General features: G+C 48.3%; 22 protein-coding genes. 20 read left to right on the top strand and 2 right to left on the bottom strand.

The annotated features are described in order from the left end of the window. Positions 1-14 precede the first annotated feature (14 nt). The 4 genes from HP548_RS12945 to HP548_RS12930 all read left to right on the top strand — a co-directional run bounded on the left by HP548_RS12945 (position 15) and on the right by HP548_RS12930 (position 4,186). Positions 15-902, top strand: coding sequence for a carbohydrate ABC transporter permease (locus HP548_RS12945; RefSeq protein WP_062323195.1), 888 nt, complete (start codon positions 15-17; stop codon positions 900-902). Continuing rightward, positions 899-1,738: a carbohydrate ABC transporter permease gene (locus tag HP548_RS12940; protein WP_076287377.1), complete on the top strand. Its 840-nt coding sequence runs from the start codon at positions 899-901 to the stop codon at positions 1,736-1,738. Before HP548_RS12945 ends, HP548_RS12940 begins: the two co-directional genes overlap by 4 nt. Positions 1,739-1,971: 233 nt before the next feature. Further along, positions 1,972-3,009 (top strand): glycoside hydrolase family 130 protein, encoded by a 1,038-nt coding sequence (locus HP548_RS12935; protein ID WP_175381897.1) that lies wholly within the window; start codon positions 1,972-1,974, stop codon positions 3,007-3,009. Between the two features lie 235 nt (positions 3,010-3,244). Continuing rightward, positions 3,245-4,186 (top strand): glycoside hydrolase family 113, encoded by a 942-nt coding sequence (locus tag HP548_RS12930; RefSeq protein WP_175381896.1) that lies wholly within the window; start codon positions 3,245-3,247, stop codon positions 4,184-4,186. A gap of 211 nt (positions 4,187-4,397) precedes the next feature. Here HP548_RS12930 and HP548_RS12925 read toward each other — a convergent pair whose 3' ends face one another. After that, positions 4,398-4,979, bottom strand: a complete 582-nt coding sequence (locus HP548_RS12925; protein WP_175382019.1) for an NAD(P)H-dependent oxidoreductase — start codon at positions 4,977-4,979, stop codon at positions 4,398-4,400. Between the two features lie 200 nt (positions 4,980-5,179). Beyond that, positions 5,180-5,776: a TetR/AcrR family transcriptional regulator gene (locus HP548_RS12920; RefSeq protein ID WP_175381895.1), complete on the bottom strand. Its 597-nt coding sequence runs from the start codon at positions 5,774-5,776 to the stop codon at positions 5,180-5,182. 234 nt (positions 5,777-6,010) lie between these two features. Between HP548_RS12920 and HP548_RS33350 the strand changes: the two genes are divergently transcribed. The 16 genes from HP548_RS33350 (at position 6,011) to HP548_RS12840 (ending at position 21,337) form a co-directional block, all read left to right on the top strand. Next, entirely contained in the window at positions 6,011-6,973 is a 963-nt protein-coding gene (locus HP548_RS33350) for a phosphotransferase family protein (RefSeq protein ID WP_217504698.1), read from the top strand. Positions 6,974-7,000: 27 nt separating this feature from the next. Next, the gene (locus HP548_RS12910; RefSeq protein ID WP_175381893.1) at positions 7,001-7,999 is read left to right on the top strand and encodes a glycosyltransferase; all 999 of its coding nucleotides are present in this window, start codon (positions 7,001-7,003) and stop codon (positions 7,997-7,999) included. Positions 8,000-8,052: 53 nt separating this feature from the next. Then, positions 8,053-8,337 (top strand): hypothetical protein, encoded by a 285-nt coding sequence (locus HP548_RS12905; RefSeq protein ID WP_063567583.1) that lies wholly within the window; start codon positions 8,053-8,055, stop codon positions 8,335-8,337. Between the two features lie 111 nt (positions 8,338-8,448). Next, complete coding sequence (locus HP548_RS12900; RefSeq protein ID WP_167483722.1) at positions 8,449-8,610, top strand: hypothetical protein; 162 nt, start codon at positions 8,449-8,451, stop codon at positions 8,608-8,610. Between the two features lie 98 nt (positions 8,611-8,708). After that, a complete protein-coding gene (abc-f, locus tag HP548_RS12895) occupies positions 8,709-10,643 on the top strand; it encodes a ribosomal protection-like ABC-F family protein (RefSeq protein WP_175381892.1) in 1,935 nt (644 codons plus the stop codon). A gap of 395 nt (positions 10,644-11,038) precedes the next feature. After that, complete coding sequence (locus HP548_RS12890) at positions 11,039-11,506, top strand: hypothetical protein (protein ID WP_099857975.1); 468 nt, start codon at positions 11,039-11,041, stop codon at positions 11,504-11,506. Continuing rightward, positions 11,506-11,781 carry a hypothetical protein gene (locus tag HP548_RS12885; protein ID WP_175381891.1) on the top strand — a complete coding sequence of 92 codons (276 nt, stop codon included), beginning with the start codon at positions 11,506-11,508 and terminating at the stop codon, positions 11,779-11,781. The genes HP548_RS12890 and HP548_RS12885 overlap by 1 nt, the downstream gene beginning before the upstream one ends. 6 nt (positions 11,782-11,787) lie before the next feature. Continuing rightward, complete coding sequence (locus HP548_RS12880) at positions 11,788-13,185, top strand: glutathionylspermidine synthase family protein (RefSeq protein WP_175381890.1); 1,398 nt, start codon at positions 11,788-11,790, stop codon at positions 13,183-13,185. Beyond that, positions 13,167-13,571 carry a DUF350 domain-containing protein gene (locus HP548_RS12875; RefSeq protein ID WP_063567587.1) on the top strand — a complete coding sequence of 135 codons (405 nt, stop codon included), beginning with the start codon at positions 13,167-13,169 and terminating at the stop codon, positions 13,569-13,571. The genes HP548_RS12880 and HP548_RS12875 overlap by 19 nt, the downstream gene beginning before the upstream one ends. Before the next feature lie 60 nt (positions 13,572-13,631). Beyond that, positions 13,632-14,579 carry a nucleoside hydrolase gene (locus tag HP548_RS12870; protein WP_175381889.1) on the top strand — a complete coding sequence of 316 codons (948 nt, stop codon included), beginning with the start codon at positions 13,632-13,634 and terminating at the stop codon, positions 14,577-14,579. Positions 14,580-14,787: 208 nt separating this feature from the next. Further along, positions 14,788-15,276, top strand: coding sequence for a signal peptidase II (gene lspA / locus HP548_RS12865; protein WP_076287387.1), 489 nt, complete (start codon positions 14,788-14,790; stop codon positions 15,274-15,276). A 265-nt stretch (positions 15,277-15,541) separates the two neighbouring features. After that, entirely contained in the window at positions 15,542-16,780 is a 1,239-nt protein-coding gene (locus HP548_RS12860) for an ABC transporter substrate-binding protein (protein ID WP_175381888.1), read from the top strand. 25 nt (positions 16,781-16,805) lie between these two features. Then, the gene (locus HP548_RS12855; protein WP_063567591.1) at positions 16,806-17,672 is read left to right on the top strand and encodes a carbohydrate ABC transporter permease; all 867 of its coding nucleotides are present in this window, start codon (positions 16,806-16,808) and stop codon (positions 17,670-17,672) included. After that, complete coding sequence (locus HP548_RS12850) at positions 17,672-18,499, top strand: carbohydrate ABC transporter permease (RefSeq protein WP_076287389.1); 828 nt, start codon at positions 17,672-17,674, stop codon at positions 18,497-18,499. Before HP548_RS12855 ends, HP548_RS12850 begins: the two co-directional genes overlap by 1 nt. Before the next feature lie 290 nt (positions 18,500-18,789). After that, positions 18,790-20,571 (top strand): cache domain-containing sensor histidine kinase, encoded by a 1,782-nt coding sequence (locus HP548_RS12845; RefSeq protein WP_343054842.1) that lies wholly within the window; start codon positions 18,790-18,792, stop codon positions 20,569-20,571. Continuing rightward, positions 20,540-21,337, top strand: a complete 798-nt coding sequence (locus tag HP548_RS12840) for a response regulator transcription factor (protein WP_175381886.1) — start codon at positions 20,540-20,542, stop codon at positions 21,335-21,337. Before HP548_RS12845 ends, HP548_RS12840 begins: the two co-directional genes overlap by 32 nt. Positions 21,338-21,398: the final 61 nt, after the last annotated feature.

Below are 21,398 nucleotides of genomic sequence, written 5' to 3'. Positions count from 1 at the left end.
GAGGTGTGGAGAGCATGAAATACTTGAAGATTTCGAATTGGGGCTACTCAGCGCAACGCATATTTATCATCTGTGCCTTCTCGATCATTCCGCTGGCACTGCTGTTCACGTTTGCTTATTTACCTGTCATTAACATGTTCAAATACAGCTTCACCGATTGGAACGGATACAGCAAAAGGTTTGACTATGTCGGATTTGAGAACTACACACGGATATTCAGTGACCCTGAGTATTTTAAAGTGTTTATTGTCAGTTTGTATTATTTTGTGGCTACCTTCGTACAAATGGGTCTGGCCCTCTACTTTGCAACGATTCTGAGCTTCAAAATCCGCGGCAAAAACTTTTTCAAAGGCATATTGTTTTTCCCCTATCTGCTAAATGGCGTAGCCATCGGATTTATCTTCCTCTTTTTCTTCAAACCGGATGGTACCCTCGATACACTCATGCAGGCCGTAGGGCTTGGACAATACACTCAGCTCTGGCTTGGGAATCCGAACATTATTAACGTGTCACTCGCAGGCGCATCGGTATGGAGATACATGGGCTTTAACTTCATTATCTTCCTGGGTGCGATCTCTTCCATCCAAAAAGATGTCTATGAAGCGTCAGATATTGACGGGGCCAATCGCTGGCAGCAGTTCCGCCATATCATCCTGCCGAGCATTACGCGTATCCTGCAGCTCAACCTGATTTTGGCGATTAGCGGCGCAATCAGTGCGTTCGATATTCCATACATTATGACGGATGGTTCCAACGGCAGTGAGACGTTTGTGATTCAAACCGTTCACTTGGCATTTAAGTACGGCAAGCTGGGCTTGGCGTCAGCAATGGCTGTTGTGCTGCTGTTTATTGTCATTCTTGTTACGCTGGTTCAGCGTGTCACCATGAAAGGGGAGGAATGAACGTGCAATCATTCAAATACACCCTAGCGAGCATATTTAAATATGCTTCACTCATTCTCGCAGCGTTCATTGCGCTTGTACCCATTGTTGTGGTGCTGTTTGCATCGCTCAAAACCAATGCAGAGTACGCGACCAGCAGTCCGCTTGCCCCACCAGCCAATTGGCTGAACTTTGCGAACTATACCAAGGCTTTTGTGGACGGCAACATGCTGGTCGGTTTCAAAAATACAATTATCATCCTGATCATCTCCATCGTGGGTGCCACTTTGACGGGTTCCATGATCGCGTATGTGCTGGATCGTTTCAAATTCAAAGGTAAAAAGATCATGGTCGCCGCATTTCTGCTCGCTACCCTCATTCCAAGTGTGACGACGCAAGTCGCTACATTCCAGATCATCAATGCGCTCGACCTGTTCAATACCCGTTGGGCAGCCATTGTGATGTACCTCGGTACAGATATCATCGCGGTATATATCTTCCTGCAATTCCTGGGTTCCATCTCGAACGCACTGGATGAATCGGCCATGCTTGACGGTGCCTCCTACTTCACGATCTATTGGAGAATCATTCTGCCACTCCTGAAACCGGCGATTGTAACGGTCATTATCGTGAAGGGTGTCAACATCTACAACGATTTTTACACACCATTCCTGTATATGCCCAAGACAGACTTGCAGGTCATATCCACGGCTCTTTTCAAATTCAAGGGGCCGTTCGGATCACAGTGGGAGGTTATCAGCGCAGGGATTATGATTGCCATCATTCCAACGATGATCATCTTCCTGCTGCTACAGAAGTACATCTACAACGGCTTCGCACAAGGCTCTGTTAAATAAAAAAAACAAAAGGCTATATGAAATGCATATGAGAATACACAGGAGCGAAGAGGACAGAAAAAAGCTGGAGAAACGGAGTGGTCGCATTTATAACCGTATTTTTCCCCTTTCATAAGGGGATCAAAAAAAATCTGGGGATAACGGCGATCGGAAGGTTGTTCTGTCATCGGAGTGGACTCGTGTAATTTTAAGTATTCATTTCATATAGCCTAACCGAAGGGAGAAATGAAACGATGACAGTTGTTGGTACGAAAAACGTACACATTGTTGGGGATGCATTGCCGAATATGCCTTGGGAGGATAAACCGGAGGGCACGGAAGGTCCGGTATGGAGACACTCCGCGAATCCGATTGTGCCTCGTAACCCGGTCAAGGGAATTGCCCGTATTTTCAACAGTGCAGTGATTCCTTATGAAGGGAAATTCATCGGAGTATTCCGCGCAGAAACCATTAATGGACGTCCACACCTGCACATGGGGTCGAGTGAGGATGGATTATCATGGACGATTGAAGAGGAACGTATCGCCTTTGTGGACGAAAAGGGCGATCCCTTCATGCCGAACTATGCATACGACCCACGTCTGGTGAAAGTGGAAGATACGTATTACATCATCTGGTGTACCGATTTTTACGGTGCAGCGCTGGGGTTGGCCAAGACGGAAGATTTCAAAACGTTTGTACGTCTTGAAAATCCGATGCTGCCGTTCAACCGCAATGGGGTGTTGTTTCCACGCAAAATCAATGATAACTATGTAATGTTGTCCAGACCAAGCGACAGCGGACATACGCCGTTCGGGGACATTTTTCTGAGCGAAAGTCCGGATCTCGTGTACTGGGGCAAGCACCGTCATGTCATGAGCAAAGGTGGTCAGGGCTGGTGGCAATCGGTCAAGATTGGCGGCGGTCCGGCACCGATTGAAACGTCCGAAGGCTGGCTGATGTTCTACCACGGCGTAACGGGTACGTGCAATGATTTTGTTTATAGCATGGGTGCGGTCATTCTGGATCTGGATGAGCCATCGAAAGTGAAATATCGTTCCTCGAACTTCGTACTGACACCGGAAAAATGGTATGAGGAGCAAGGGTTTGTAGACAATGTCGTATTCCCATGTGCCACATTGCATGATGCGGAGACAGGACGAATCGCCATTTATTACGGTGCAGCCGACACATACGTTGGAGTCGCTTATACCACTGTCGAAGAAATCGTGAACTATGTCATCGAGACTGATGAAGTCATTGCCGGAGACCGTGAGGAAGGAATATTATAATTGAAGTGAAACAATTTTAGATAAATCTGGAATTTACACAATAACGGAGAGTGCAGAACTGATCTGAAGAAACGAAGTGTTCACATTTATCCTCGGATTTCCCCTTTCATCAGAGATTCAAAAAATCTGGGGATAACGGCGATCGGAAGATGGTACTGCAATCGTAGTTGGACGTGTATACATTCGGTCATTCATTTTACATTAATTGAAAAAGGGGCATTACGGAACAATGCATATGGAATACATCAAGGGATTTACATTTGGCTGGATGAGTGGCAGGGGAGACTTCCGCAAGCCGGAAGCGAAAGAATCCTTGCGTCTGATGGCTGAACGCACTGGCAGTTCGCATGTTATTTTTGCACTGGCGGCACATCAGGATCATCCGCAGGCTGTAGAAGTCAAATATGAGGGTGAACATATGGTGGAAGACGATGAATTGGTGGATATGATCCGTTATGCCCGTACGCTCGGACTGCGGGTCATTCTGAAACCAACCGTCAATTGCACCGATGGCACATGGCGTGCACACATTAACTTCTTTGATATCGATGTGCCGTGTGAGCCGAAATGGAAAGACTGGTTCCGCAGTTATACCGTGTATCAGAAGCATTATGCAGCCATTGCAGAGCGAGAGAAATGCGAGATGTTCATCGTGGGCTGTGAGATGGTGCAGTCTGAGCGTCGGAGCGAGGAATGGCGCGAGGTCATCGCGGGAGTGCGTGAAGTGTATTCCGGGCTAGTATCCTACAACACCGACAAGTATCAGGAAGGGCAAGTGAAATGGTGGGATGCCGTAGACGTCATTTCCTCCAGCGGTTACTATCCGATTGGGGATTGGGAGGCGCAGCTGGATCGGATTGAACAGGTCATTGCACCCTACGGCAAACCTTTTTTCTTCGCAGAAGCGGGCTGTCCTAGCCGTAGTGGATCGGCACAGGTGCCGAATGACTGGGGGTTAGAAGGTGCGGTCAGCGCGGAGGAGCAGGAGCAGTTCTATGAAGCCATGTTCCGTCATGCAAGCAAGAGGGAGTGGGTACGCGGATTTGGTCTGTGGGACTGGAGCGCGCATCTGCATCAAGAGAAGGATGCCCTGAACGATGATGGATACGGAGTTTACGGTAAACCAGCCGAGAAGGTCATTCGTCGGTTCTATGAAGGCATTGCCGTGAAAGCCTAGTCTGTATTAGTTGAGTTATCCCATCTACTTGAACAGCGTTTATTAACCAAAAAAGATACTGCTGTGCTTATGCACGCAGTATCTTTTTTGGTTAAGTTTAATTTCTTTCTATTAAATGCAGATAGTATCGACTATAAATTGTTAGGTGAATATATTATTTAATTTAGTGATAACATTATATGAAGATCCCTTCAAGAACGAGTTAATTTTTTTACCCCAATTTCCGTCCAAGCTGCTCAATTTTCTCCAGCCATTTCTTTCTCTGTTCCTCGGACTGTTTGCCCACCAGATCTACAGGTGTTATGCGTACAGGTTTGATGCCTGTCAGAGCAAAGGTGGAGATCTTCATCATTTTGTGTGCAGGTTCACCCTGGAACCATTTGTAGTACCAGTTCGGACCATCCATGGTGGTGATCATGCGTGCGGTGCGACCTTTGAGCAGTTGATCCGGGAAAAGTTTCCCTTTGTGATACTTGAAGGCATAGCCTGGCATGAAGATGCGGTCGATGAATCCTTTGAACAAAGCTGGTGGTCCTCCCCACCAAATCGGAAACACCCATACGAGATGCTCTGCCCATTTAATCGCCTCTTGGGCTTCCAGTAAGTCCGGTTCGAGCGGCAGTTTATTACGATAGCCTCCCTCTAAATTCATGTTGAACTCCAGTTCGTTCAGGGTAATCATGCGAACCTCGGCACCTGCCTGCACAGCGCCTTTACGATAAGCTTCGGCGATTGCGCCATTGTAACTTGGGGAGACGGGGTTGCCTTGGATAATTAATATTTTCTTCATAATAATGACACGTCCTGACTATTTTAGTTAATGAACACTAACCTCATGTGCAAAAAGAAAAGGTCACGAATGACCTGGTGAACATTCAGGAATATCCTGAAGCTGGATGAAGCCGATCTTGTATATAGGTGAAAACTTATACCAATTACCAATGATTATTGCCTGTCTGATCGGAACGAATTAGAGATGCAATCCATCGGGTGTTATCCGAGCTCAGCTGTTACCTGGCCCAACATCAACGCAAGTCGGTGAACGGTTTCTCCGGTGTATGGAACAAGCAGCTCCGGCAGTTCACCTTGCATACTGGATACGGCCAGGCGCGTAATGGCACCAATGACCAGAACGGCCGTGAGCCGTGAATCCTGAGCGGGCAGTTCACCTCGCATAATCCCCTGATCGATTAGATCAATCAACGCATCCAGCGGTTGGCGGTAATCCTCACTGCTTCCAGCTTCAATGAAAATCTCATGATTTTGTGAAATCAGCAGCAGTCCGTAGGGATCTTCATCATGCAGGTGGAGAACTTCGGTAATCAGTTGTCGGAAGCGTTCAAGCACCGGGCCCTCCTGGCGAACATACCCGTCAATCAGGGCGGTATAGTCTGCGCAATATTGGGTGAAGGCCTCAAGGGCAACGGCATCTTTGTTTTTAAAATGTTTGTAGATCGCCGCATCCGTTACTCCGGCGGCGTCACCGATCTCTTTGACGGAAATGCCGTCAACGCCTTTGGTTGCAAACAAGCGCATCGCCGCTTGTAGGATGTCTTTCTTTTTGCTGTCTACATGAGGTTTGTTCTTCATGATTGTATAGTAAGTGATTACTAACTAAATTGCAACTGCCATTTCAGAATCTCTTATTTAACGCTAGGAAAAGTGCTTTCGCTCAAAGCTTGCAGGCTTATGAACGGCAACGTATGATGGATAGAAATAATAACGGATAGACGGGCAAAGGAGCTTGGATAGAAGTAGGGCTGCAAAGGCAAACATCAGCGGCGCCAGCTCCAGGTCTGGGGAACGAAATGGATGGTGAATGGCGTGAATGAAGACGTGCAGGCGCATCGCTGGGTGACTCCCGAAGGGACGTTAAATGAACAATATGTAACAAGCAGAGAAAGGCTCTACAAAGGCATGAATGGTAAATATGTGGAGCGTTTCACTGTTCGTACCGGGGAAAGTTATATTTTTAAACCGCTAACCAATCCTGCACAACATGGACGTGAACAATGGATGTCCCAGTATGTGCTGTCTGTATTGCCGCCTATTTATCCAGCGCTAATTGCTGCATCAGACCGTGAAATTAACGCGGAACAGAGCTGGATCATCTATGAGGATCTGGGCGAACTGGTGCATGATTCGCGGAAAGAGACGATGCTGGCTGCTGCTGTACATATGGCGGAGTGGCACTCCTTATCTGTTGCTGATTGGGGTGAGCTGCCCCGGGTGGGTCAGAAACCGCCAATTCGGGACATACTGGATGATCTGCTTGGGCAAAAGGAATCCACCGCTGATTTGTTGTCCAAGCTGGAGGTCTCGCTGTCACCATCGGATTGGCACAACATCTCCTCGCTAATCCATACAGCAGAGGAGGAGTTACCTCGTGTCTTGTGTCACGGAGATCTTCATCCCGGCAACATGGCGGATGTGAATGGCAGGCTGGTGATTATCGATTGGGAGCATGCGCATCTGAATACGGCTCTCTGGGACGTATATCATCTGGTAGATCTATCGCATCCGCTGTTCCCGAGAACCGTTACGCCTGAGCTGCGGGAGCAGATTATCGATGTTTATCTGGACGGGCTGGAACGCCATAGCGTTCAGGTTGAACGGGTTTCTTTTAAAAGGTGGTACCGTGCATATGCCATTGTATTCTCGCTCTGGATGCTGCGTCTGATTGATGGGGATCTGAGAAGTGCAGACTGTGTATGGCCGGAGGAACAGCTGCGGAACCAGTGGCACGAGACGGCAATGACACTGAAACAGTGCATGAAGCAGTGTTGAAGGGAATAGAAATGAGGGGTGCAGAACATGCGTAAAGTAGGACTCGTAATGCGTAAAATTCAATTCACGGAGGCGCAGGGCCCGCGCGTATTTGCGGATCGGTTGAAGCAGATCGGGCTGGAGCTGGGCGTGGAGATTGTGTTCATCTCGCCGGAGCGCCATGTCAGCGGGTATGACTGGTTGCCAGGTTATGAGCATGAGAAAGGTGACTTGGTGAACTATGATATCGTACTGGACCAGATATATAGCCAAAATATAGAGCATGTCATCTACACCGTATCCGGGTTTACGTTTTTGAAGATGTTTTTACCGAAGAGTGTGTTGTTCCCGCACAGCTTTCCCGACCCGGCGCTGACGGGTTATGAGATGATGAAGCCATTTTATACGATGGTGGATAAAGCGATTGTGCAGACGGAGTTCCTAAAAACAGAACTGGGCCGCAATTTCGGTGTACATGACGTGAACGTTATCCCGATTGGCTTTAACGAAGAGCTCGCAAACCGCCACTACGACCCGAGCCAGGTCGTGCATAATCGTGTGCTCTGGATCGGTCGGGATGAAGCGAATCGTCGCCCGGATCTGGTGCTGGAATACGCCCGGCAGAACCCGGACAAGGAAGTATACATGGTATTCGGCGGTCGCCGCTATAAGGAAAGCATGAAGAAATACAACATTCCGGACAACGTAAAATTGCAATTCGCGCTGACACAGGATGAAGTATTTACCCTAATGAACTCGTCCAAGGTGTATTGGAGCTGTTCGGCATTTGATACGTTTGCGATGCCGCTGACCGAAGCGATGGCGATGGGCAAAATGGTTGTGAAGCCGGAGCATGCCTGCTATGGACACATCCGTTCCACGCATGCCTTTGCAGGCAATGAGGATAACTGGTTTGAACTGGTGAACATGGCTGCTGCCGCGCCGCGTAGTGTTTCGGAAGACAACCGTGAGTATGCTTTTGGTGCTTTTTCGCGCACAATCATGAAAGAAGGATACCGGGAGTTCTTTGCCAACTGGTTGAAATAATGAGAGGTCTGTAACGAAGGCTCTAACCATTCAGCAAGAAGGAGGAGAATCTTATGGAAGTACTCATCCTATGGACGCTTGGCATGTGGGCAGTGCAGCTGCTGATTGAATGGCTCATCTATCGGTTGCAGGGACGTCGAATGACCGGGGTTCAATATATACTGCCATGTGTGGCCTTGCTCGGCGGAGCCGTTGTGATCATGATTAGCATTGAGATTGGCGGGTGGAACGGTATCGGTTATGCCTTGCTTGGTGCATCGCTGGGTGCAGCGGGAATGTTGACACTAATTACGGTGGCGATTACGGATGTAGTGTTTCGGCGTCGGAGACGGAATTAATCGGGGGGTTAGCTGCTGTACAGTAAGAGTGAATTGGACGATCGGACGGTTGCAGGAATGCATTCGTCTGTGATATATTGACATTAATTATGACAAGGGAGGTGAAGACAGGTGAATCACGAGATGCTTAACAACCGTATTAGCCAGCTGCCGATTGCTATGGCTGGCATTGTTCATACTTTTCTGACCAACGGGAGAAGTCTGTCCAATTTTGAATATACGGAAGTTAACATTTGCGAGAAGATGCCTGCCTTGACCCCATTCGGACGATAAGCGATACTGCTTGAATTCTGAAGGGCCGCGGAGCTAACCTCCTGTGGCTCTTTTTGTGTTGCGGTCAGGATCTTCCAATCCATAGGAGGAACCTTATTATGATGATTATTAGTGCGCAACAACTGACTCAATACCACGGAGCACATCTGGTGCTGGACGGCATTACGTTTGAAATTATGGAAGGCGACAAGGTCGCCCTGATCGGCCGCAACGGAAGCGGAAAAACGACATTGATGCGTCTGTTGGCACGACTGAGCCAGCCGGATGAAGGACAATTGATGATCAAGAAGGATACACGTATTGGTTACGTCGCTCAGGTGCCGGAAGGAATGGACGATTACACAGTGCTGGATGTGCTGAGTCTTGGATTCAGGGAGCTTATGGCGTGCCGGAGTCAAATGAAGGATATGGAGCAGCAGATGTCCGATCCGGAATGTGCATCCGATCCGAACCAATTGGAGCGACTGTTGAAGCGGTACGCGGCATTGCAGGACCAGTTCGAGCGCGAGGGTGGATATGAAATGGATGCCCGGATCGATCAGGTGGCGGACGGTCTGGATATTGCGAAGGAGCATTACGGATGGCGGTTTGGTTCGTTGTCTGGTGGTGAACAGACCCGGGTTGTGCTGGCTTCACAGCTAATTGTAAGGCCTGATCTGTTATTGCTGGATGAGCCGACCAACCATCTTGATCTGGAGCGGGTGGAATGGCTGGAAGGATTTTTGCGTGACTACACAGGTACGATAATTCTGATCTCACATGATCGCTACTTTTTGGACCGTGTAGCATCCCGGACGTTAGAACTGGAGGATGGAGAAGCGCAGACGTCAGCTGGTGGCTATACGGAATATATGAAAGTGAAGGAACAACGACTGCTGCAGCAATTCGAGGAGTTCAAGGAGCAGCAGAAGGTGATCAAAAAAATGAAAGAAACGATCCGCCAACTGGAAGAATGGGGCCGAGTCGGGGGTAATGAAAAGTTCTTCCGGCGTGCAGCTTCGATGCGTAAAGCAATCGAACGGATGGAACAGGTGAAGCGCCCGGTACTGGAGCGGCGTAACGCGGACTTCGATGTGCGCCCTACAGACCGTACGGGAAAACGAGTGGCCGTTATGGAACAGGTCGAAAAGGCTTATGGAGAACGTCCAATTCTGCGCGGTGTATCAGGATTGCTCGAATATGGCGACAAAATTGCCCTTATTGGACGCAATGGTTCAGGCAAAACGACGTTGTTCAAGCTGTTGCTGGGCGAGGAACAACCCAGTGCAGGTAACCTGGAGTGGGGTGCACGTGTAGATGTTGGTTATCTGGCTCAACAGGAGGAGCCTTCCAATCCGAAGCTGAATGTGCTGGAGTACTTCCGTCAGGAAGCGGGCGTGGAAGAAGGAGAAGCACGCGGCATTTTGGCCCGATATCTATTCTATGGAGCAGATGTATTTCGCTCGGTAGGACAGTTATCTGGTGGGGAATGGACGCGGCTAAGGCTGGCTCTGCTGGTTCAGCGGAAGCCGAATGTGCTTTTGCTGGATGAACCGACCAACCATCTGGATATCGCTTCAAGGGAAGCGCTCGAAGAGTCGCTCGTTGATTTCGAAGGAACGGTGCTTGCCATCTCGCATGACCGTTACTTCGTCAATCGACTCGCTTCCCGCGTGTGGGAACTGGAGAATGGGCGGATGACCACTTATCTGGGAGACTATGAAGCCTATCGCGAGAAGAAGCTTGATCTGCAAGCCCGCGCAGCTGCGGCAAATCAGCATGTAGCAGTTGTAGCCACTCCATCACGTGGAAGTTCAAAACCGAAACTGGAGACGGAGTCGGGTAGAACGCCTGATACAACGTACACTTCTAAAAAGCTGTCCGCTGAACAATTGGAGCAGCGACTGGCTCACCTTGAAGGGCAAATCCAGGAGATGGATCGCCAGCTTGAATCTGTGCAGAACAATCCAAACGAGCTGGAGCAAATGTGGAACGAACGCGAGCGATTGTCTGGTGAATACAATGATATGTTGGCCCAGTGGGCAGAGCTGTGAGACAGGTCAGATTACGGAGCTTATCTTGAAATAGATAAAGAAAGAAGGCCGGAGAAAGATCTCTGGCCTTTTTGATTTTCAAAGTTAGCTTTATAATGCGATGAGATCTGAGGTAATTGGCTGTTAAAGTTGTGTAGCGCCACCATGTTCTTTACTAGCATTTTGCATAATTCGATTCTTACCGCTCGCGGGTACAACATTTAGACGAATAGATTCATTTCGATCCATATCTTGCTAATTAAAAACTACCCTCGGGATTTATTTAAAATGCTTTTTTACATGTCATCGGGAATAGTGTAACTTTTTTCCTTCTCATGCGTTTAATACGTTTGTGTGTATGGAAACGGCTCCTCTTAGAGCTCACAGAAAGGCAGGTTATCGTTATTTATTATTCAATGACTTATCGGAACTGGTCGGATGACCGGCAGGTGGAGACGGGGGTACTGGAGCAGGTATCGGTTACTCGCGATGAGCTGTTCATGCGCAAGCTGGTCGATGCGACCCTGATGAAAAATAAGCTTTGGGCGCATCTATCCAATGAATGTGAGGATCGTCGGGAGCATGCGGTCTACGTGACCGAATATGACAACCAAAAACCTGCCGAATACGGTACAGCGATTGCGGACGCTGCACTGGCAATGTGTAAAATGTCCTCCATGTACAGTGCGGAATATATGCTGTGGAATGGGAGTGCATTTCAGGAATTGGACTTGGCAGAATCCTCCTCGTACACGATGGAGCTTGCCGAGCAACTGCTGGACCATTACATGGTCCGGGGCGGTACGACATATGAATTTGTGTATTCCGTGCTGGATGTGGATCGCAAGAAAGTGTTGTTTTTAATGAAGGAGGTGGATCTGTAATGGCCGAAGATTCCAAACCCAAACCTGGATCACGTGCCAAGCTTGTTGCCTTCTCGCTAATGCTTGCGGTTCCAGCTGTATTATCTGGTTGTAGCAGCAGTAGCGACGAATGTGACCCGGAATACGATACTGGATGTGAATATGACTCCAGTAGTGGGCACTATTACTACGGTGGCGGATCGTCCTATCGGAGCAACAAGGATAGCAGCTCCTACAGTAAATCCAGTTCAAAATCGAGCGGCTTTGGCAGCTTCTTCCGCAGTTCGGGAGGTTAGAACCTGATGAGGCATATATACCAACTGCCATTCAGTCATGAAGAAGTTTTCAGGGGCAAAGCAGGGCAGCAGGTTCCTTACCATCGCATGTATGGCAAGCAATATTGTGTGCCTGCGTTGACAGTCTTTTCCCCAGCGGAGATGCAGGAATTGCGTACGGCAGTTGAGGCTGTAGACGGAATCTACTGCAAGGTGATGCGTTTTATTCAACAATACATGCCCGACTCTTTTCTGGAGCAGCAGTTGGGCATTCATCCCGGCCTGATTCCGGCGGCGCGTATGGAGATGGTGACAGGCGGCATCACTCGGCAGGACTGGATTATTGGGGAAGCTGGGCCTAAATGTATTGAAAATAATACGGATACCCCAACCGGCATACCTGAAGCAGCTGCATTGGAAGGTATTTTGGTGGGGATGGCTGAAAAAATATCGCTCCATGCTCCATCCAAAGGAATGGATGAATGTATCCGGGAATGCTTTCACCGCTGGCTGGATGCTTACGCCAAGCAGGGTTTGCTGGGCCCGGTGACCTTTACTTCATTTGGGGAGCATGTGGAGGATCGGACCAATACGGAGTATCTGATGAAGCTGTGCCAGGAGGCGGGGTATGAAACGTTCTACGCTCCATTGGAGGAGTTGGAGATTATTCCAGGGGAGGCGCTCTACCATCAAGGACGCGAGATCAATCTGTTGTACCGGCTCTATCCCCTGGAATATCTAATCGATGATCGAGATGAAACGACCGGCGTGGACATCGGCGCAGCACTGCTTGAATTGGTTCAGGATGGCCGCCTGGGCCTGATGAATCCTGTACAGCATGTGCTGATGCAGAGCAAGGGCTTCATGGCGGCGATCTGGTCACTCTATGAACGCAATGAACAAACCCCGGAATATTGTGGATTTCGGCTGTTTAACGATGCAGAGTTAGCTTCCATTTCACGGTATCTGCTACCGACTTATTTCGAAGCTGGGCCTTTCGAATGGAGCGCAATGCCTTATGTAGCCAAAAGCTATTGGGGCCGCGAGGGTCAAGGCACATCGCTGCTGGGTGAGGAATCGGATCATCATGGGGGCCAAACGGCTGCTTCTCATCAGCTGCACGCTCCTATGAACTCCAACACAACAGACGAACTGCAAGAAGAAGATGAGATCGCAGCTTATTATAATAATCAGCCTAAAATATATCAGCAGCTGGTACCGATGGAGCAGGCCGTAATTCAGACAGAGGATGGCGAATACAGCGGTTATTTGCTTACAGGAGTGTTTGTCATCGGTGGACGGTTTGCCGGTGTATTGCCACGGATCGGGGAGAAGGTAACCGGAGATATGGCCTATTATTGTGCGGCTGTGGTCAATGAACGGTTGGATGACGAGGAGGAGAAGGAATGGACAATTTGGGATTAAACCTGCTGAATGTAGCGGTAGGTGTAGGCATTCTGCTGGTTGTGTTGGTATGTGGGTATTTCGCTTTTAGCCAATTGACCCGGTATAACGATAGCGAGGAAATCGCGAAAGGTAACGAGGCGGCAGGCATGTATATGGGCAGCAAATTGCTGGGCCTGTGTATCATTGTGGGCATGGTGTCCTTCTCCACGCATTCATGGCTGGATATGCTGCTCTGGTCGGCGCTTGGAATCATTATTTTGTGTCTGGTCTATATTATATTTGACTTCCTGATTCCCAAGATGCGGGTATGTGACGAAATCGCACGAGGCAACATGGCAGTAGCACAGCTGCTGCGTTCCATTATCATCGGCGTTTCCATCGTCATTGGTACGTTTTTGATGTAAAATAAACCCTAGTGTTTATTTGGAATGAATATCAATTCAACGAAGAAGGAGCGCGGCATCATGAGAAAAGTCATCATCGATACAGATACAGCAGGAGACGATACGATTGCGATCCTGACTGCACTGCACCATTTCCAGGTGGAGGGCATTACGATTACAGGTGGGAACGTACAGTTTGACCAGGAGGTTGAAAATGCCCTGTACACGGTTCAGGTTGCTGGACATGGCGGCAAGGTGCCTGTGTACAAAGGATGCGAGCGCCCATTGATGGCCTATGGCAAGGCCCAACACCGCACGGTGGAAGACGTACATGGCGATGACGGCATGGGCGGAGCCCATTTCCCGAAGGCAGACCAGCGTCCAGAGGCAGGGCATGCAGTTGATTTTATCATTGAAAAGGTACACGCACATCCGGGCGAAATCTCGCTTCTGGCCATTGCACCCCTGACCAACATTGCGATGGCAATCCAGAAGGACCCAACCATTATTCCGGAGATTGCTCATCTGTACATCATGGGTGGAACGAATAATGCATTGGGTAATATCACACCAGCCGCGGAGTATAACTTCTATGTAGATCCGGAAGCAGCCAAAATTGTATTGCACGCAGGCATTCCGACCACCATGGTTGGCTGGGAGATGTGTACGCAGTATTCTGTTATGGATGATGATGATCATGCTGAAATTACAGCACTGGGTACATCTGGTGCTGATTTCTTCACAGCCATCAACAAAGTGGTTATGCAGTTCAACAAATCGGTACATAAACTGAATGGCACCACTCACCCGGATACGTTGCTGATGGCTGTTGCCGCAGATGAGTCGCTCATGACCAAATCCGGTCAGTATTATGTGGATGTAGAAGCAGCAGGAGAGTTAACACGCGGATATAGCGTTGTGGATATCAACGGACGTTTCGGTAAAGAACCGAATGTACGCGTCTGTGAGGCCATTGACCGTCCGAAATTCAAATCCATGCTGCTGGATGTGCTCTCCGCTATTCAATAAAATGGTGGATTTCAACTCCAATAAAAGTATTTATCATCCGTGCCTAATCCAGGCACGGATTTTTTTGCCCATTCCATTCCTATGAGTGTATGCCAAGCGCGTGCTCTACCCAGTTGGTGACAACGCTTCGGGTGTGTTAAAGTGAAGGAAATGTTACAGCGGAGACCCTTTAGTTTAACTTTTGAGCGTCCGGCAGGAGGAGTGGCACATGTTATTTTATTTTGTAGCACTGCTGGTTACCTTGGTTGATCAGGGAACCAAGATGGCGGTGAGGATGTATATGGAAGTTGGCGACACGATGAGGCTTGGCGACTCGGGAATGCAATTGCAGCATTATGAGAACAGTGGAATGGCAGGCAGCCTGTTTCAAGGGAATGCGCGTCTGTTCGGTGTGGTTGCCATTCTGTTCGTGGCGGGCATAATGTATTATCGGAGAAAAGGTGAGATTCGCGGTTTCTGGATGCAGGCAGGTGCCGGTTTCATGGTTGGTGGTGCTTTGGGTAATGCAATCGATCGGTTTATCTACGCACGCGTAACGGATTTTCTCGTATTTCCGTCGGGACGTGGTATTCTCAATTTGGCGGATGTAGCAATAAATGTTGGTGTGGTTATGCTCGTTATCGGCATGTTAATCCGTGCATTTCAGAGTTACCGAGCCAAGCGTTTACGTAATGCTTTGCCGAAAATAGAGCGTTGATAGAGAGTTAACAACAGCTTTGATGTAAGCACGTAACTGAATACATGATGGACATTGGATATATTCCGATGTCCTTTTTTTGTTATATCGATGAGCGGACTCGCTCTCAGTGGGACTGATTCAATTTTACCGAAACCGTTTTAGGAATAATAGGACACATTATAGTCAACGCTCTAAGTATAAAACGGTGGAAGGATTAACCACGTGGTTACTTCACTAATTTAATGGGTAAATCTTTACGTATATAAGCTGAGGGAGGTACAACATGAGAACATCGCTTACCAAGGCACTCGGGTTAATACTGCTTTGTGGAATAACGGCTGTACTTCTGTCTTCCTGCACCAGTGGGAATAATGCCAACGGCAAAGTGCAGGTTGAATTTTTTCAGAACAAACCCGAAGCCAAAGGAACCTTTGACGAATTAATCAAAACATTCAATGCCGAACACTCCGATATTCAGGTCACTCAGGTGAATCCACCTGACGCGGAGACGGTGCTGAAGACACGTGTGGTGAAGAACGATGTGCCAGACATCATGGCAATGGGGGCAACCGATACCTATTCCATTCTTGCACAGAGTGATATTTTCGCCGATCTGACAGACAGTCCACTGTTAAAAACGATCGATCCCAACTACATAAAGATGCTGAAGGATGTCACGGGCATGGATGAAGTGACAGGCGTTCCTTACGCAACAAATGCAAACGGCATCATGTACAACAAAACGTTGTTTAAGGAAATGGGTCTGGACGTACCCAAAACTTGGGACGAGCTGATTGCTACAGCCAAAAAAATTAAGGATGCGGGTAAAATTCCGTTTTACTTCACATACAAGGATGACTGGCAGACGAATCTGCCGTTCAATGCACTCGGACCTAACTTGGTTGGTATTGATTTCTACTTGGAGCGTCGCGAGAACAAGGTGACCTTCAAGGAGAAATACCGTGAGGTTGCGGAGAAGCAGTTGGAGCTGATGAATTATGGTCACGGTGACAACTTCGGTAAAGCGTATTCGGATGGTAACCGTGCTTTTGCTAATGGCGAAGCATATATGTACATCCAGGGTACCTGGGCGATCTCCGAGATTCGCAAAGCCAACCCGAATGTGGACATTGGTTTCTTCCCATTCCCGACAGGGAATGATCCGAGCCAGATTAAGCTGGTGAACGGAATCGACTCCCTGTTTACCATTGCAGCGGATACACCGAACAAGGAGCAGGCAGAGCAGTTCATCGCGTTTCTGCTGGAGCCTGAAAATATAGGCAAATACATTGAGGAACAGACGCTGTTCTCTGCGGTGGAAGGTGTAAAACAAGATGATCCTGCTGTACAGGAACTGACACCTTACATTGAGCAGGGCAAGGTTATCGATTTCGCCGATCACTATATTCCGGCTGCAGTGCAGCTGAATTCCATCGTACAGTCCTTTTTGCAGAACAAGAACATTGACAACTATCTGGATACACTCGACAAAGAATGGGACAAGGTAGCGAATCGGCGATAACGCCTTGTCCGAAGGAGGATGGAGTATGAACAAGCGCATCGCGCCTTATTACTGGATGACGGTTCCGGCGGTAATACTGTTCTTTGTATTTATGACGCTGCCGGCCCTCCAGGGGATCTATTATTCATTCACGAACTACAACGGATTCGGTAAAGGTTATGATTTTGTTGGATTCAAAAACTATTTTAATCTGTTTCAAGATGACAACGTAGGCAACGCTTACTGGTTTACCTTCAAGTTTGCGATCGTTGTAACGATCCTCACGAATATTCTAAGCCTGCTCATTGCACTCGGGCTGAATGCCAAGATCAAGTTCCGTAACTTTTTCCGTGGCATCTACTTCTTGCCGAATATCCTGAGTGTATTGATCGTAGGTTACATATTTAACTACCTGTTCTCCAACGTATTCCCGATATGGGGACAAAACCTGGGCATCAACGCCCTATCCACCAACATTCTGGGCAGCGAAAGCCTCGCTTGGATCGGGATCGTGATTGTAGCGGTATGGCAATCGGTCGCGTTGAATACGATTCTGTATTTGGCGGGCTTGCAAACCATCCCTACGACATTGTATGAAGCATCCAATCTGGACGGCGCCGGCAAATGGCGTGAATTCTGGAGCATTACGTTTCCGCTTATTGCCCCGTTCTTCACGATTAATATGGTGCTGGCGATGAAAAACTCACTGATGGTCTTTGACCAGATCGTGGCCTTAACGAATGGTGGACCGGGACGGGCAACACAGTCCATCTCCCATCTGATCTACACGGGTGGATTTGAAGGCGGCGAATATGCATATCAATCTGCGAACTCGGTTATCTATTTCATCGTTATTGCGGTGATTTCGATTCTGCAAATCCGGTTCCTGCAAAGAAGGGAGACGGATCTGTAATGAGAAGCCGTTTACGTACCAACTGGCCCGTTATGTTGTTAATTGTTCTGGGTACCTTGTTCATTCTGTTCCCTTTATATATGACAGTTACAATCGCATTGAAGAATCCGGAGCAAATGGCTCAATCGGTATTTGCTATTCCGACAACGCTCCACTGGGAGAACTTTGCAAGTGCAATAGACATGACAAACTTCTTCCAATCGTTCCGTAACAGTGCCATTGTTACTGCGTCAACAGTCATTCTGACCTTGCTCAGTAACTCTATGGTTGCTTACGCGATTGCCCGGAATATGGAGAAACGGAAGTTTTTCAAAGGGCTGTACTATTACTTCGTCAGTGCGATGTTCATTCCGTTTCCAATCATCATGCTGCCGATTGTTAAGCTGACTGCATCACTGGAAATGACCAATCTTCTGGGTCTTATCCTGCTGCATACGGTGTATGGGCTCGCCTTTAACGTATTTGTGTATGTAGGTTACATTCGGTCCATTCCGGTAGCGCTGGAGGAAGCAGCCTTCGTAGATGGAGCAACAACCTGGGGCACGTTCTGGAAAATCATTTTCCCATTGATGGCGCCGATCAGTGCCACGGTTGGTATTCTAACTTGTCTGTCTACCTATAATGACTTTTTGCTGCCACTCATTATTATTAGTGATCCGGCACAATACACGCTTCCACTGGTACAATATGTGTTCCAGGGTCAATTCAATACTGACTTCAACCTGGCGTTTGCATCGTACCTGCTGGCGTTGCTGCCGATGATCATCATTTACCTGTTTGCACAAAAATGGATTATCAATGGTGTAACGCAAGGTTCAGTGAAATAATGAAGAAAAGGGCGGACTCATGGAGTCCGTCCTTTTTTTGTTTTCATGAGCTTCTGGTTTGTGGAGCTGCCCTGTATTTAAAAGATTGATAAAGATAGGATTCTGTGCTATTTTTTAGTCGTTAGTTTAATCGCTAAACAAAGATCGGTAAAGGAGATCAATGAGCCAAAATGTAAACGCTTCAATAATTGGCGATGATGGATTCCGGCATACTTGTACTCAATCGTCACCCAAGATGAGAAACGGGTGGCGATTTCTTTTACATGCGGGGAGGAGAATGGGGTTTGCGAGTGAATTGGGGCAGATGGAACTCGTTGCGCAATCAGATTTTTGTTGGTTTTGTACTGGTGATGTTGGTGGTGTTATTTATTGCGGGAATCGCTGCCTATGACCGGGTATCCGGTTTGCTGAAGACCAATGCGGAGAAGCATATTCATCAAACTGCTGTTCAGGCTAACGGCAGACTGGACGCCTTAATCGCACAAGTTAACTCCTTGACAGCTCAAGTGGCAGATGATTCTTATGTGCAGCGTTTGCTGAGCAATGAGAAAGGTGGGGAACAGGCTACGTTTAATCAGCGCCAAGCGCTCTTGCAGGTTGTGAGCAGCTATCCTTCCTTTATGAGCGGTGTGCAGAGTCTGGAAATTTATACGACAACTTATAGCAGAATATTTCCCATGGATGACCGATCTTTGGATGGAAGACTCGGACGTAACTGGATAGCGGAAGCAGACGCGGAGAAGGGAAGGCTGGTCTGGGTCGGTCCTGACCCGGAAGATCCGGGGGTCATTATGGCTATTCGGCGAGTCAGCCTGATGGACCGGGCTTTTGAACCTGGAGGTTATGTCGTGGTGCGGATGCAGCGCAGCTTTTTTCAACTGAATGACTTGGATGCTGAGGACGATGTGGAGGATTCTATTCTTCTGGTAGATGCGGCAGGAAGCGTGGTTACTTCCAATCTGGAGGCTAGTCTGGATGTGAAGGCACTCCTAAGCAGTGACAGCTCTGTAGTCGAGACCCGGGAGGAACCTTATATCGTCGTTAGACAGCATTCCGAAATGACGGGATGGACGCTCGCGGTTCTTACACCTGTGAGCGAGACAACGGAGGGTGTGTCCATTCTTCGGACGGCACTGCTTATTTCCGGTTTGTTTGGCGTCGTGCTGTTCCTCATTATGTCCTTTCTCTTGTCCACCATGATTACACGTCCCATCACCCGACTGATGAGGGCCATGCGCAGTGCACGTCCGGGAGCCATGAAACCCAATATTATGTTCAGCTCAACGATGGAGATACACAGGCTCAATGAAGTATACAATCAGATGGTTTATCGGTTGAATGAGTTGACCCAGGAGATATATGAGAAGGAAATCATGCAGTCAAGAACAGAACTGAAAGCTCTGCAGTCGCAGATCAATCCTCATTTTCTGTTTAACACGCTGGAGGCGTTCTATTGGTCACTTGATGACAAAGGAGACGAGGAAATGGCGCGTATGGTTGTGGCGATGTCCCGCCTATTTCGCTACATCATCTCCAGTCCCAATCAGGATGAATGGGTTACTATGGCCGATGAACTGGAGCACGCGGAGCGTTATCTTCGAATTATGGAGATGAGGCTGGGAGAACGGCTGCAATGGGAGATCAGACTGAGTGATGCGATGCGCACTGTGAAGATTCCCAAATTGCTCATACAGCCCTTGGTGGAGAATGCTATTCTTCACGGGATAGAGAGCAAAATTGAACCGGGAAAGGTAAGCATCCATGTAGATGCTTCCACGCAGGATGGGCTGGTTCACATCGAAGTTCGGGATGATGGACCTGGCATGGATGATTCCCGGCTTCAATCCGTTGTTCGTGCATTGAATGGTGGACCTGCTGTTTCCGACAAGGGAACAGGCGTGGGGCTGATTAACGTGCATCGCAGGTTGAAGCTTTATTTTGGCAGTCAGCTTGGCGAATTGTGCAGACTTTCCATTACGAGTAAGGTCGGTGAAGGGACTACCATTCGCTTTGAGATTCCGAAGGATACGGAGGGTGCATATGATTCATGGCAGAACGATTCTAATCGTTGATGATGAACCGCGTACACGAGAAGGAATTCGCAAGACGCTGGAAGGCTGGTCGGCTGGTCGTAACGAAATTCGAACTGCGGCAAGTGGAGTCGAAGCTGCAGCATGGCTCCGTGAACAGACGGCGGACCTTTTGATTACAGATGTTCGCATGCCGGAATTCTCTGGCCTGTCCCTCGTTGAAGCCTTGCAGCAGTTTCCGAGCAAACCAGTTGTATTGATTATGTCAGGGCATGCCGACTTCCAATATGCCCAGCAGGCCATCAAACTTGGCGTGGTAGATTATTTGCTTAAACCGATTGAGAAGGAACAGCTGATTCAGACGGTAGAGAAGGCTTTGCAGCTTGGAGACCAACAACGGCGTATTCAAATGATGCAGAAGCTGGTTGACCCCAAGCTGCTGGATGCCAAAGAACGGGGAGACGAGAGACTTAATCCTCAGATCAGTGAAGCTGTTTCTTACGTGGATGCCCATCTGAGCGAACATGTTACCCTGCGGGAAATCGCTGATATGCTGCACTTGAACTCCAGTTATTTTAGCGTTTTGTTCAAGGAGCAGATAGGAATTAATTTTAGCGAATATCTGACCCGTACACGTATTCAGCGGGCGAAGGAGATGCTAGTTCAGACGGCCTTGCCAATCTCGGAGATCGCCGAACAGGTAGGCTACCAGACGGATAAATATTTTATTAAGGTATTCAAAAGTCTCGAAGGGCTTAGCCCAAGCAAATATCGTCATTCCATTGGGATTCGTAAAGAGACTAAATAACCATAAAATAGTGGAGTTTTTCCAAATCATCCTGGTCTTATGGGGGAGATGTACCCATGCT

Source organism: Paenibacillus taichungensis, from assembly GCF_013359905.1.
Taxonomy (GTDB): domain Bacteria; phylum Bacillota; class Bacilli; order Paenibacillales; family Paenibacillaceae; genus Paenibacillus; species Paenibacillus taichungensis.
This window is presented reverse-complemented; position numbering and strand designations above follow the sequence as displayed.